Raw genomic sequence first — 11,882 nt, forward strand, 5'->3', positions numbered from 1 at the left:
CCCATTCTCTCAGGTGCTGCACTCGACTCTCGCCGCACGGTAGCCTCCGTGCATGAAACCAGGCGACAAAGTCCTCGACTTCACACTTCCGGACCAGAGCGGCACGCCACGTTCGCTCGATGGCCTGTTGAAGGACGGTCCGCTGGTGCTGTTCTTCTACCCAGGCGCACTGACTCCCGGATGCACCGCAGAGGCATGCCATTTCCGCGATCTCGCAGCCGAATTCGCCGAGGTCGGTGCGTCACGAGCAGGAATCAGCAACGACACCGTCGCCAAGCAGGCCGAGTTCGCCGATGTGAAATCCTTCGACTACCCACTTCTGTCCGACGAGAATGGTTCCGTCGCTACGCAATTCGGCGTGAAACGCGGACTTCTAGGCAAGCTGTCTCCGGTGAAGCGGTCCACTTTCGTCATAGACACAGATCGCACCCTGCTCGAGTCCTTTTCGAGCGAATTTCGGTTCGAAGCGCACGCCGACCATGCCCTCGAATTCCTACGAGCTCGAGCGAAGAAGTAGACCCCGGATACCGAAGAGCCGTGGCGGAGACGTTCATTTTCACGAAGAGTGACAGACTTGTCTCGACGAGTGATCGTGTTCGAAGGAAGGGCTCACCGCGATGGACAGGTCGATGAACGTGACGGCAGAAGGCGCCGAACCTCGTTGGCTCACCGACGATCAGCAAACTGCGTGGCGATCGCTGGTAGCGCTCCTGACGCGGCTCCCTGCCGCCCTCGATACTCAGCTGCAACGAGATTCGGGGCTTACCCACTTCGACTACTTCGTACTGTCCGTACTCTCCGAACATCCGGATCGGCGTATCCAGCTACGCGATCTGGCCAAGTTCGCCAACGCTTCCCTGTCCCGCCTCTCGCACGTGGTCACCAAACTCGAGAAGGTGGGCTGGGTGCGCCGCGAGAGCATCCCCGGCAGCAGAGGTTCGTACGCAGTGCTCACCGACAGCGGGATGGACAAGGTCGTCGAATCCGCGCCCGGTCACGTCGCCACAGTTCAAGCATTGCTGTTCGAAGGACTCGGGGACTCCGAAGTCGCTCGACTAGCCGCACTCAGCGAAGTCATGCTTCGGCAACTCGACAAAGGAATTGCCGAAGGAACAGGCAAAGCCTGAGTCGCCAGACCGGCAAGACGTCAGCCCAGCAGCAGTCAGCTCAGTAATACGTCCGAATCGAAGCACGTGTGGTCGCCGGTATGGCAGGCGGCACCTTCCTGATCGACCACCAGCAGGACCGTATCGCCGTCGCAATCGAGGCGCACCTCATGCACGTACTGCGTATGTCCCGACGTCTCTCCCTTGACCCAGTACTGCTCACGTGAGCGGGAGTAGTACGTACCCTTGCGGGTCTCGAGGGTGCGTGCGAGCGCCTCGTCATCCATCCACGCCACCATGAGCACGCTGCCCGTGCTGCGTTCCTGGGCGACCGCGCTGAACAGGCCCGCCTCGTTTCGCTTGAGACGGGCTGCGATTGCCGGGTCGAGAGTCATCTTCTCCGTTATACCTTTCAGCGAACAACGATGCCGTCGCCGCGCATTGCGGCTTTGACCTGACCGATCGTCAGATCACCGAAGTGAAATACGCTGGCCGCGAGAACTGCGTCTGCACCTGCAGTGACCGCCGGTGAAAAGTGCTCCACCGAGCCTGCTCCCCCGCTAGCAATGACCGGGACGTGCACGGCAGCGCGAACAGCTGCGATCATCGGCAGGTCGAAGCCTGCCTTCGTGCCGTCGGCGTCCATCGAATTGAGCAGGATCTCACCGACTCCGAGTTCCGCACCGCGCGTTGCCCATTCGATCGCATCGATCCCGGTCCCACGCTTTCCACCATGCGTGGTCACCTCCCACCCAGAGGGCGTATCCGGTTGCCCGTCGGGAACGGTTCGTGCGTCCACCGAGAGCACGATGCACTGCGATCCGAATCGCTCGCTCAACTCGCGTAGCAATTCCGGCCGAGCAATAGCTGCAGTGTTGACACTGACCTTGTCCGCTCCTGCACGCAGCAAACGATCCACGTCGTCCACGGTCCGCACCCCGCCACCGACGGTGAGCGGGATGAACACCTGCTCGGCTGTTCGACTGACGACATCGAGCATCGTGCCTCGATCCGACGTGGATGCCGTCACATCCAGGAATGTGAGTTCGTCGGCTCCCTGGGCGTCGTAGGCGGCGGCGAGCGCCACCGGATCACCGGCATCGCGAAGATTCTCGAAATTCACACCTTTGACGACGCGTCCGGCGTCGACGTCCAGACACGGAATCACACGCACGGCTACGGTCATCGAACTCGCCCTTCGAGAAAGTCGGCTGGATCTCCCAATGCACTGATCACGTTCAACAGTTCTTCGTGTACACCCGGCGACGCCGCCACGACCGACTTCGACTCGATGGTCCACGGTTCGCCGGCCAGGTCGGTGACCACACCCCCGGCTGCCTCGACGAGCAGCGCGCCTGCGGCGTTGTCCCACGCTTGATGTCCGAACACGACGCATCCGCCGAGAACTCCACTGGCGGTGTACGCCAAGTCGATTCCGGTGGACCCGTGCATTCGGATGCGAGAGGACACCCGGGAGAGCTCTTCGAGAATCCGAACCCGGTACAGCCCAGGCGTCCGTCCCCGGCTCGCAATGTTGAACGCGCCGAAGCCGATCATCGAGTCCCTGAGCGATCGCTCCTCGAGACGGGGTAAAGCAATGCCGTTGAGATGAATCGGCCCATCTACGGTAGCGGTGAAACGTTGCTGAATCAGCGGCAGCCACGTCAAGCCGAGCACCGGCACACCGTCGTCGAGAAGTGCCAACAGTGTTCCGGCAGAGGGCAGTCCGGCCGAGTAGTTGAACGTGCCGTCGATCGGATCGAGGACCCAGACCGGGCCTTCGTTCAGATCGGGACCACCGAACTCTTCGCCGTGCACCGGAATCCCGGTCTGCTCGAACAGCTCCGCACTCAACCGTCGTTCCAGCTCGAGATCGACGGCCGTGGCAAAATCATCGGGCCCCTTCTGGACGGCGCTGGGGGCACCGACACCGGCGACGAACCGATCGTGTGTGCCGTCGAGCAATCCGCTTGCGATACTCAGCAGTCGCTGTGGGTCCAGAGGGAGGCTCATCCTGCTATCCGGATACTGCCGCGAGGGCATCCGGCAATGTGAAACGTCCTGCGTACAAAGCTTTTCCGACGATCGAGCCCTCGACACCGACGCCGACCAAGCCTGCGATAGCGCGAAGATCATCGATAGTCGAGACGCCGCCAGAGGCGATGACGGGTGCGTCCGTCTTGGCGCACACCTGGCTCAAGAGTTCGAGGTTCGGTCCGGTCAACGTTCCGTCTTTGGTCACGTCGGTAACGACGTACCGCGAACATCCGTCGCGCTCGAGCCGCTCGAGAACCTCCCACAGGTCACCGCCGTCACTGACCCAACCACGGCCGCGCAACCGGTTCGCACCGTCGACGATGAGCACATCGAGACCGACTGCCACACGATCGCCGAATTCGCCGATGGCACGCGAACACCACTCAGGATCCTCGAGGGCTGCAGTGCCGAGGTTCACCCGTGCGCAACCAGTGGCGAGCGCAGCTCGCAGTGACTCGTCGTCACGGATACCTCCGGACAATTCCACCTTGACATCCAGCTCACCGACGACGTCCGCGAGCAACTCGCGGTTGGAACCACGACCGAAGGCTGCGTCGAGATCGACCAGATGCACCCACTCTGCACCGTCCCTCTGCCACGCAAGTGCGGCATCCCGCGGGGATCCGTACTTGGTTTCGCTCCCCGCCTCTCCCTGAACGAGACGGACAGCTTCGCCGCCTGCGACATCTACAGCAGGCAATAGGACCAGGCTCACGTGCGCTTATACTACTGGTCCATCTGCCTCACCCGAACGTCGGGGCGGGCCAGTCCCGCATCGAGCCGGGAACCCTCATTCGTCGGGGCCGAGCCCGCGCCGCGTCATCCGTGTCGAGACGACACCCATAGCAGTGATGGCTGCCGTGATACCGATCGCCACGATGAGCAGACCCCACCCCGGGCCCGGGCGAAGCAGCGCAATGACCACTGTAGTGATCACCAACATCAGTGTGGCGCTGCCGAGAGACGCGATCGCGAGACGTCCGAACGAGAACTCGCGATCGCGCTTTCTCATAGCGAATCGACCCAGTTCTTCAACAGGGCAGCCCCTGCGTCCCCGGACTTCTCCGGATGGAACTGGGTGGCCGACAACGGCCCGTTCTCGACGGCGGCGAGAAAATCGCCACCATGGTCGGCCCAGGTCAACATCGGCGCTGCCAAGACCTCCGACGGCTCGAGTTCCCAACGCTGCGCTGCGTACGAGTGAACGAAGTAGAAGCGCGTCTCCGCATCGATACCGTCGAACAAGACACTCTTCTCAGGAGCGCGGACGGTGTTCCATCCCATGTGAGGCAAAACAGGCGCCGCAAGCCGGTCGACGGTGCCAGGCCACTCACCGCAGCCAGCCGCCTCGATTCCGAATTCGACACCCCGTTCGAACATGATCTGCATTCCGACGCAGATGCCGAGCACCGGGCGTCCACCAGCCAACCGTTGACCGATGATCCGATCACCCTTGACCGCCAGCAGACCTTCCATGCACGCAGCGAACGCGCCCACCCCGGGAACGACGAGGCCATCGCATGCGAGCGCCGCTTTCGGGTCGGCAGTGACGGTGACGTCCGCGCCGACTCGATCGAGCGCCCGCTTCGCGGAGTGCAGATTGCCCGAGCCGTAGTCGAGCAACACCACAGATTTCATGCCGCGAGTCTATCGGTCGCTCTTCGAGCCGATATCGCCACCGCTACCGCCATGATCGCGGCCACGGTTGCGGCCATCCCGAAACCGGCGGTGTACCCGGCCGTTCCGACGATGAGCCCCAGCGCCATTGCCCCTGCCCCGGTGCCTGCGTCGAAACCGATGTTCCAGGCGGCGCTGGCTTGGCTGTACCGCTCCGGTCCGGCGGCGTTGAACACCATCACCAAACTGTCGTTCTGGGTGGCTCCGTATCCGACACCGAATACGACGGCGGCGATGAGAAACACCGCACCTGGAGTACTGCCCGACACCGCGAAGGCGAAGACCGCCACGCCCACCGCAACTCCCACCAATGCGGGTGCAAGCGACCGGCCGATTCCGATCCGATCGGCGATCCAACCTGCCCCGTAACGGCCGACGAGCATCGCCCCGCTGACAACCGAGAGCGCGATACCGATCAACGAAGCGCGTTCGGATTCTGCGATCGGCAACAGAGTCGTCAGTCCCCCGAACGACGCCGACGCCGCTGCGATTGCGAGGCACGGGATGACGAACTGCGCTCTGCTGGTTCGAATTCCGGCATGGGACCCCCTCGACTGAGGTACCGGACGAATTCGAGGCAGAAATGCGATCCCGATCAACCCCATCATTGGGACCAGTGCCCCGAGGACGTACACGAGGGTCGGGGCAACGGAGAAGACAGCAAGACCCACGGGGAGGGTGACCATTTGAGAGAACGCGATAGCGATTCCCTGAGCTCCCGTTGCTCGGCCCAACTGCGCCGCCGGAGCCAATTCGGCGACCAAGGCTGCACCCGCAACCGTGAGCATGCCGAAGCCGACGCCGCGCACGGCAGAAATAGCCAACGCGGGTCCCGCGGCTACGGATACGGCAAACACGATCGCCGGCAAACCCAACAATGCGCAACCGGCAGCGAGTACGAGTCGGTGGCCGAAGCGACGCAGAAGGCGAGGAACCAACAATTGCGTAGCCACGGTGGTGGCCATGAAGATCGCGGTGCTTGCGCCGGCCAACGCGTCCGACCCGCCGTTCTCGGAAATCGCCAGTGGAACCACGGGCAGAAGAAGGCCGAATCCGCCGAATGCCGCTGCGCCCATGACCATCGCTGCGGGAAGCCCGCGGATGGCGAACAACGAACTCAAACCGAAATCACAAAGTGCCCTTGGTGGACGGAATTCCAGTCATCCTCGGGTCGTACTCGACTGCTTCACGCAACGCGCGGGCCACCGCCTTGAACTCGGCCTCGGTGATGTGATGCTGATCCCGCCCGTACAACACACGCACGTGCAGCGCGATGCGTGCATTCATCGCCAACGACTCGAAGACGTGACGATTGATCACCGTCGCGTACGGAACTCCGGGATAGCCGCCGATGATCGAATGGACCATGTAGTCGGGCTCACCGGTGTGCACGCAATACGGCCGGCCGGAAACATCCACCGACGCATGTGCGAGCGTCTCATCCATCGGAATGAACGCATCACCGAATCTGGTGATCCCCGCTTTGTCACCCAACGCCTGACCGAGCGCCTGACCGAGCACGATCGCGGTGTCCTCGACGGTGTGATGGGCTTCGATCTCGATGTCACCTTTGGCGTGCACCGTGAGGTCGAACCGGGCGTGTGTGCCGAGGGCAGTGAGCATGTGGTCGAAGAACGGCACCCCAGTGGAGATGTCGACGACACCGGTGCCGTCGAGATTCAGTTCGACCGAAATATCGGACTCTTTCGTCGCGCGTTCGATACGCGCGATCCTGGGCGCCGTGGTCATCTGATGGACTCCACTTCTTGTTCGGTATGCAGTTCGGTGCGAGCGAGTCTCGCACTCACCTCGAGGAATCGATCGTTTTCGGCGTCGAGGCCGATCGTGGTGCGCAGATAGCCGGCGATGCCGACGTCCCTGATCAGCACCCCGTCGTCGAGATAGCGCTGCCACGTCGCCGATGAGTCGGCAAACCGGCCGAAGAGGACGAAATTGGCGTCACTGGGAATGACGTCATATCCCATATCGGTCAGCGCAGCCATGACCCGATCGCGTTCGGCCGACAGACGCGCAACACTTCCGAGAGTTTCCGTTGCATGCCGAAGAGCAGCCAACGCCGCGGCCTGGGTGATGACAGAAAGGTGATATGGCAAGCGCACCAACAACATTGCCTCCACCACGGCCGGCGCTGCAGCAAGATAGCCGAGTCTGCCACCGGCGAAAGCGAAGGCCTTGCTCATGGTCCGACTGACCACGAGCTTGCTCGGGTAGTCCCCGATCAGACCCAGTGCGCTCGGCAGTGCCGAGAACTCCGCGTACGCCTCGTCGACGATGACGATGCCATCCGCAGCGTCGAGTATCCGCCGTAGATCCGCTTCACCGACGCTGTGCCCGGTCGGATTGTTGGGGCTCGTCACGAAGACGACGTCGGGGTTGCGATCGCCGATCACACTGACTGCGTAGTCGATATCGAGCGAGAAGTCGTCTCGCCGATTCGCCTCGACCCAGTCGGTCTGAGTTCCCGACGCGAGGATCGGGTGCATCGAATACGACGGCACGAAGCCCAGCGATGTTCGCCCCGGCCCGCCGAATGCCTGCAGAAGCTGTTGAAGAATCTCGTTGGACCCGTTCGCGGCCCAGACATTGGCAGTGTCCATCGCAATTCCGGTTTGCGAGGTCAGGTAATCGGCAAGTGCCGTACGCAGAGCGACGGCATCGCGATCCGGGTACCGGTGCAGCTGAGCTGCTGCAGCACGGACCGACTCGGCTACGTCGTCCACCAGGGCCTGGGTAGGTGGGTACGGATTCTCGTTGGTATTGAGCTGCACCGGTACGTTCAGCTGCGGCGCGCCGTACGCCGACTGCCCGCGCAGACTGTCCCGTATCGGCAGATCGTCGACGGTGATCGACTGCCCAACGACACCGCTCACGACGATAGCCCTTCGAAACGAAGCCGGACTGCCTCACCGTGTGCTGGCAGATCCTCGGCATTGGCAAGCGCAATCACGTGACCTGCGACATCCTTCAATGCCGCTTCCGAGTAGTCGACGACGTGGACTCCACGCAGGAACGTCTGAACACTGAGTCCGGACGAGTGACGGGCACAACCCGCCGTCGGGAGAACGTGATTCGAGCCAGCGCAATAGTCACCGAGACTGACCGGAGACCAGGCGCCGACGAATACCGCGCCCGCACTGCGCACCTTCGCAGCGACAGCAGCGGCATCGTTCGTCTGAATCTCCAGGTGCTCGGCCGCATACGCATTCACGACGGCAAGGCCTTGCTCGATGTCGTCGACGAGGATCGTTCCGGACTGCTGGCCGGACAGTGCTGTCGCTACGCGCTCGGCGTGCTTTGTGAACGCGAGCTGTGCCTCGAGGGCCGCGTCGACGGCGTCGGCGAGCTCAGGACTCGTGGTGACGAGCACACTCGCCGCCATGACGTCGTGCTCGGCTTGGCTGATCATGTCGGCGGCGACGTGTTTCGGGTCAGCGGAATCGTCGGCCAGAATTGCGATTTCGGTGGGGCCTGCCTCGGCATCGATTCCGACCAGTCCCCGACACAGCCGCTTGGCTGCAGTGACGTAGATATTGCCGGGTCCGGTGATCAAGTCCACCGGCGCCAGTTCCGTTCCGTCGGTGTCCGTGCCGCCATAGGTGAGCAACGCAATACCTTGCCCGCCACCGACAGCCCACACTTCCTCGACGCCGAGCAAGTGCGCGGCGGCCAGAATGGTCGGGTGCGGCAATCCGCCGAACGCGGCCTGCGGTGGGGATGCCACGACCAAGGAACCGACGCCCGCGGTCTGAGCGGGAACGACGTTCATGACGACCGAGGAGGGATAGACGGCGTTGCCGCCGGGAACATAGAGTCCGACGCGGTCGACCGGGATCCACCTCTCGGTGACCGTTCCACCGGGGACCACAGTGGTGGTGGTGTCGGTGCGCCGTTGTTCGGCATGAACCAATCGTGTCCGTGCGATGGCGACTTCGAGTGCCTCGCGCACTGCGGGGTCCAACTCGGTAAGAGCGTCGACGAGTGCCTGAGCAGGGACGCGAATCCGGTCCGGGCGGACGCCGTCGAACTGCTCGGAGTAGTCGAGTGCGGCGTCGGCGCCACGATCGCGAACTGCCTCGACGACAGGGCGCACCTGATGCAGAACAGCATCGACATCCACTCCACCTCGTGGGAGAGCGCCGCGTAGTTCGGCAGTGGATGGAGTTCGACCGCGTAGATCCACGCGAGCGAGCTCGATGCGGGCAGACATAGTGTTCCCTTCGAGGGTCGAAAGATTTCGGTTGCGAACCTCCAGGATAGTTCCCCCGGATTCGGCTATTGCTTCACGTCCTGCGCTCGACTACCGCTTCGTGTCGGGAACGCTCACCAAGGTCCGACCTCAGAGCGTGGAGAAGCTGCACCGCGAGTCGATTTCCGTGGGCCAGCTCGAGGCGTACGGCTGCGCCGAGTGACAGAAGTCGCGCCCTTTCAGATGCCGAGCTCAGATACCGAGCGAATGCGCCAGCATCGGCCACGACGCGTGGAGGTCGTCCTGCCAGTAGCCCCAGGAGTGCGTTCCGACGGGACGGAAATTCACCTCGGCAGGGATTCCGAGCCGGTACAGCTCCTTGGCCATGTTCGAAGTGCAGAAATTCACGACGGCCTCGATACCGCCGCCGACCAGTAGCTGGTCCGGGAACAGTGTGGCCTTGCCTTCCGCGAATCGAGGATTCAGCGGTGTGTCGTTGGGGATGCCGGGTAGCCCGGTGCCGGTGCTCATGTAGATCTCGGTGCCACGCAGCTTTTCAGCGTTGAGGAGTGGATCGTTTTCACGCCATACAGGTCCGTCGAGCGGTCCCCACATGTTCTCGACGTTTCCGCCTCCGTACAACTCGACAACCAACTTCACGAACTGCTGCCCGAGCGGATCCGACGTCTGCGCGCATCCGCTGTAGGCGGCCACGCCCTTGTAGAGACCTGGATAGGCGATGGCCAAGTTCAGAACCGAGGTGCCGGACATGGAGAGGGCCGCTATCGACTGAATTCCGTTGGTATCGAACTGTGCATCGATCAACGGTGGAAGTTCTTCGCCGATGAAGGTCTGCCATTTGTTTCGACCGAGGACTGGATCATCGCTTATCCAGTCGGTGTAGTAGGACCATTTTCCGGACTGTGGTGTGACCACGAAAGCGTTCTTGTCGGCAAAGAACTCGGTCGAGTCCGTCTGGGACTGCCACGTTGCGGAGTCCTCGCCGCCTCCCGCTCCGTTCAACAGGTAGAGAACCGGCCGTGGAACAGAACCATCTGCGGGGGTCATCACCTGGACTGGAATGTTCTTGTCCATGGCCGCCGAGTAGACCTCCAGCGTCGACCGGCGATCATCGATGCGGGTGGACGACACGATGCGCGAACCATCACCGGATGTCGCCGACGTCACGGGTAGGTCCTCGGCGGACACGACGCTCACACCTACCGCAGACGGCGTCAACGCACACAACATCACCGCTGTGCATGTCACGATTGCGTTCTTGATCTTCACGCGTCCGCCCTCCGGCGATGCTTTGACGTTAGTTCGGCGAACAGTATCACTGCCGATAGCGATCGGGGCCGACAATCACCGACCTGTAACGAACCCGGTGAGGGGGTCGAGTCCTCCCGCACATACCTACCGATGAGCAGGTCAGGAATACCGACGTGCCAGATTGTCCAGAGTCGCGCTGATGCCATCCGCGTTCTTCTGCGGCATCCCGAACATCTCGAGCATTTTCGGCGCCTTGGCGGCTGCGTAGCGGAACGATTCCGTGACCGTGGTCGTACCCGGTGTCTTCTCCTCGAACTCCCACCGCCACGTATGCCCCAGGGGATGCCGCCATTCGATTACCTTGCTGGTGCCGGAGTCGATGAAGTCGGTCACCGTGCTGGTGATTCGGTACGGAACGCCGTACTGCTTCATTCCGACCGAGAACTTGGCGCCCTGCTTCAATCGATCCGGTCCCTTGACCGTGTCCTTCACCGTGCCCGAGCCGTCGAGTTCACCGTGCCGATGTGGGTCCGCGACGATAGCGAAGAGATCGGCGGCGGGCGCTCCTACCTCGATCCGACGAGCCACGATGCGAGGTCCTTGGTCGACGATCTGTGTGGAAGCCATGACGTGCTCATACCCGTATTCGGCCCATCCATGCGAGCCGCTACGGTTCGACGATGTTCAATGGACCGATGGCCCCAGTGAAGTCGATCGATCTGAGCGGGAATGGCGACGTGACGACCCACATCGAGGCTTGCGGAATATGAGTCGAAGTTGCCCATGTCTGCGCGGTGAGCCCTTCGACCGCTGTTGCGAACCGTTTCTGAACGGAACAGCGACCGCACCGACGGCCGAACATTTGATGCGATCGCGTTACAGCGCATTCAGCGTCGGCGACGCCGACTACCTGCTGAAGACCTGGCACAGTTCGACGGCTCCGACCGAGTTGACGCTCGACCCGCAGCAACGCTGGTATCGATTGGACGTCCACCGAACCTCCGAAGGAGGGCTCATGGACCAGACGGGCGAGGTCGAGTTCAGTGCGTGCTATCGCCATCCCGATGGCAACGGGGTGCTCAGAGAATCTTCTCGATTCGTTCGCGAGGACAACCGATGGGTCTACCTCGACGGCGTCCTGGCGCAATAAACGCCTGTACTACCGCTGTTTCTGTGGCCGGTTGGTAGCGGCCCGTCGAGCCTCGTCCTTCGCCTTGACCCGCACGGCTTCCGCGCGGACCTCATCCTGCGTACGACGCTCTCGAACCAGCCACTCGGGCTGCTCTCGAAGAAGCTGGCCGATCTCGGCTTCGGTCAGGGCGTCGGTGATCTCGGCTCGTGCAAGACCTGCGATGGACACCCCGAGCTTGCGCGCAATGACGTCCTTCGGGAACGGGCCGTTCTCTTGGAGGTCGACAAGCCACTGCGGCGGTTCTTTACGCAATGCGTCCAGTTCGGCGCGGGAAATGGACGCGGCCTGAAACTCTTCCGGCGCTGCGGGAAGGTAGATGCCGAGCTTGTTCGCCGCGGTAAGGGGCTTCATCTGCTGTGGTTTATTCTCCGGGCTCACCCCGACAGCCTAT

17 protein-coding genes are annotated in these 11,882 nt (G+C 62.5%); 4 read left to right on the forward strand and 13 right to left on the reverse strand.

Annotated elements, in window-relative coordinates; translation table 11 throughout:
- Nucleotides 1-52 precede the first annotated feature (52 nt).
- Entirely contained in the window at nucleotides 53-517 is a 465-nt protein-coding gene (locus tag BJD99_RS09310; RefSeq protein WP_084346555.1) for a peroxiredoxin, read from the forward strand.
- Nucleotides 518-629: 112 nt separating this feature from the next.
- On the forward strand, nucleotides 630-1,127 hold the full coding sequence (locus tag BJD99_RS09315; protein ID WP_084346746.1) for a MarR family winged helix-turn-helix transcriptional regulator: 498 nt from the start codon (nucleotides 630-632) through the stop codon (nucleotides 1,125-1,127).
- 35 nt (nucleotides 1,128-1,162) lie between these two features.
- On the opposite strand, the gene hisI is transcribed toward BJD99_RS09315, so the two are convergent.
- From hisI to hisD, 10 genes are all read right to left on the reverse strand, one after another.
- Entirely contained in the window at nucleotides 1,163-1,501 is a 339-nt protein-coding gene (hisI, locus tag BJD99_RS09320) for a phosphoribosyl-AMP cyclohydrolase (RefSeq protein ID WP_084346556.1), read from the reverse strand.
- 17 nt (nucleotides 1,502-1,518) lie between these two features.
- Nucleotides 1,519-2,292, reverse strand: coding sequence for an imidazole glycerol phosphate synthase subunit HisF (gene hisF / locus BJD99_RS09325; protein WP_084346557.1), 774 nt, complete (start codon nucleotides 2,290-2,292; stop codon nucleotides 1,519-1,521).
- Nucleotides 2,289-3,119: an inositol monophosphatase family protein gene (locus BJD99_RS09330; protein ID WP_084346558.1), complete on the reverse strand. Its 831-nt coding sequence runs from the start codon at nucleotides 3,117-3,119 to the stop codon at nucleotides 2,289-2,291. Before BJD99_RS09330 ends, hisF begins: the two co-directional genes overlap by 4 nt.
- Nucleotides 3,120-3,123: 4 nt before the next feature.
- Nucleotides 3,124-3,858 (reverse strand): bifunctional 1-(5-phosphoribosyl)-5-((5-phosphoribosylamino)methylideneamino)imidazole-4-carboxamide isomerase/phosphoribosylanthranilate isomerase PriA, encoded by a 735-nt coding sequence (priA, locus tag BJD99_RS09335; RefSeq protein WP_084346559.1) that lies wholly within the window; start codon nucleotides 3,856-3,858, stop codon nucleotides 3,124-3,126.
- Between the two features lie 75 nt (nucleotides 3,859-3,933).
- On the reverse strand, nucleotides 3,934-4,155 hold the full coding sequence (locus BJD99_RS09340; RefSeq protein ID WP_084346560.1) for a hypothetical protein: 222 nt from the start codon (nucleotides 4,153-4,155) through the stop codon (nucleotides 3,934-3,936).
- Nucleotides 4,152-4,781 carry an imidazole glycerol phosphate synthase subunit HisH gene (gene hisH / locus BJD99_RS09345; protein WP_084346561.1) on the reverse strand — a complete coding sequence of 210 codons (630 nt, stop codon included), beginning with the start codon at nucleotides 4,779-4,781 and terminating at the stop codon, nucleotides 4,152-4,154. Before hisH ends, BJD99_RS09340 begins: the two co-directional genes overlap by 4 nt.
- Nucleotides 4,778-5,902: an MFS transporter gene (locus tag BJD99_RS09350; RefSeq protein ID WP_084346747.1), complete on the reverse strand. Its 1,125-nt coding sequence runs from the start codon at nucleotides 5,900-5,902 to the stop codon at nucleotides 4,778-4,780. The genes hisH and BJD99_RS09350 overlap by 4 nt, the downstream gene beginning before the upstream one ends.
- A 46-nt stretch (nucleotides 5,903-5,948) precedes the next feature.
- Nucleotides 5,949-6,569: an imidazoleglycerol-phosphate dehydratase HisB gene (gene hisB / locus BJD99_RS09355; protein ID WP_084346562.1), complete on the reverse strand. Its 621-nt coding sequence runs from the start codon at nucleotides 6,567-6,569 to the stop codon at nucleotides 5,949-5,951.
- Nucleotides 6,566-7,711, reverse strand: a complete 1,146-nt coding sequence (locus BJD99_RS09360) for a histidinol-phosphate transaminase (protein WP_084346563.1) — start codon at nucleotides 7,709-7,711, stop codon at nucleotides 6,566-6,568. The genes hisB and BJD99_RS09360 overlap by 4 nt, the downstream gene beginning before the upstream one ends.
- Nucleotides 7,708-9,048, reverse strand: coding sequence for a histidinol dehydrogenase (gene hisD / locus BJD99_RS09365; RefSeq protein WP_084346564.1), 1,341 nt, complete (start codon nucleotides 9,046-9,048; stop codon nucleotides 7,708-7,710). The genes BJD99_RS09360 and hisD overlap by 4 nt, the downstream gene beginning before the upstream one ends.
- A gap of 31 nt (nucleotides 9,049-9,079) precedes the next feature.
- Between hisD and BJD99_RS20960 the strand changes: the two genes are divergently transcribed.
- Nucleotides 9,080-9,250, forward strand: a complete 171-nt coding sequence (locus BJD99_RS20960) for a hypothetical protein (RefSeq protein ID WP_179142264.1) — start codon at nucleotides 9,080-9,082, stop codon at nucleotides 9,248-9,250.
- Between the two features lie 29 nt (nucleotides 9,251-9,279).
- On the opposite strand, the gene BJD99_RS09375 is transcribed toward BJD99_RS20960, so the two are convergent.
- Together BJD99_RS09375 and BJD99_RS09380 are read right to left on the reverse strand one after the other, a co-directional pair.
- Nucleotides 9,280-10,278: an alpha/beta hydrolase family protein gene (locus BJD99_RS09375; RefSeq protein WP_084346748.1), complete on the reverse strand. Its 999-nt coding sequence runs from the start codon at nucleotides 10,276-10,278 to the stop codon at nucleotides 9,280-9,282.
- Nucleotides 10,279-10,458: 180 nt separating this feature from the next.
- Nucleotides 10,459-10,926 carry an SRPBCC family protein gene (locus BJD99_RS09380; RefSeq protein ID WP_084346566.1) on the reverse strand — a complete coding sequence of 156 codons (468 nt, stop codon included), beginning with the start codon at nucleotides 10,924-10,926 and terminating at the stop codon, nucleotides 10,459-10,461.
- Between the two features lie 139 nt (nucleotides 10,927-11,065).
- Between BJD99_RS09380 and BJD99_RS09385 the strand changes: the two genes are divergently transcribed.
- Nucleotides 11,066-11,449, forward strand: a complete 384-nt coding sequence (locus BJD99_RS09385) for a YchJ family protein (protein ID WP_084346567.1) — start codon at nucleotides 11,066-11,068, stop codon at nucleotides 11,447-11,449.
- 9 nt (nucleotides 11,450-11,458) lie between these two features.
- On the opposite strand, the gene BJD99_RS09390 is transcribed toward BJD99_RS09385, so the two are convergent.
- Nucleotides 11,459-11,869 carry a DUF5997 family protein gene (locus BJD99_RS09390; protein WP_084346568.1) on the reverse strand — a complete coding sequence of 137 codons (411 nt, stop codon included), beginning with the start codon at nucleotides 11,867-11,869 and terminating at the stop codon, nucleotides 11,459-11,461.
- Between the last annotated feature and the right edge of the window lie 13 nt (nucleotides 11,870-11,882).

The organism is Rhodococcus sp. 1163 (genome assembly GCF_002091985.1).
GTDB lineage: Bacteria > Actinomycetota > Actinomycetes > Mycobacteriales > Mycobacteriaceae > Rhodococcoides.

Coding starts and splice junctions, on each gene's coding strand:
- BJD99_RS09385 (WP_084346567.1), top strand. CDS start 11,066: ATGAGTCGAAGTTGCCCATGTCTGCGCGGTGAGCCCTTCGACCGCTGT.
- hisH (WP_084346561.1), bottom strand. CDS start 4,781: ATGAAATCTGTGGTGTTGCTCGACTACGGCTCGGGCAATCTGCACTCC.
- BJD99_RS09340 (WP_084346560.1), bottom strand. CDS start 4,155: ATGAGAAAGCGCGATCGCGAGTTCTCGTTCGGACGTCTCGCGATCGCG.
- hisF (WP_084346557.1), bottom strand. CDS start 2,292: ATGACCGTAGCCGTGCGTGTGATTCCGTGTCTGGACGTCGACGCCGGA.
- BJD99_RS09310 (WP_084346555.1), top strand. CDS start 53: ATGAAACCAGGCGACAAAGTCCTCGACTTCACACTTCCGGACCAGAGC.
- BJD99_RS09330 (WP_084346558.1), bottom strand. CDS start 3,119: ATGAGCCTCCCTCTGGACCCACAGCGACTGCTGAGTATCGCAAGCGGA.
- hisI (WP_084346556.1), bottom strand. CDS start 1,501: ATGACTCTCGACCCGGCAATCGCAGCCCGTCTCAAGCGAAACGAGGCG.
- BJD99_RS09315 (WP_084346746.1), top strand. CDS start 630: ATGAACGTGACGGCAGAAGGCGCCGAACCTCGTTGGCTCACCGACGAT.
- BJD99_RS09375 (WP_084346748.1), bottom strand. CDS start 10,278: ATGTTGTGTGCGTTGACGCCGTCTGCGGTAGGTGTGAGCGTCGTGTCC.
- BJD99_RS09350 (WP_084346747.1), bottom strand. CDS start 5,902: ATGGTCATGGGCGCAGCGGCATTCGGCGGATTCGGCCTTCTTCTGCCC.
- hisD (WP_084346564.1), bottom strand. CDS start 9,048: ATGTCTGCCCGCATCGAGCTCGCTCGCGTGGATCTACGCGGTCGAACT.
- hisB (WP_084346562.1), bottom strand. CDS start 6,569: ATGACCACGGCGCCCAGGATCGCGCGTATCGAACGCGCGACGAAAGAG.
- BJD99_RS09380 (WP_084346566.1), bottom strand. CDS start 10,926: ATGGCTTCCACACAGATCGTCGACCAAGGACCTCGCATCGTGGCTCGT.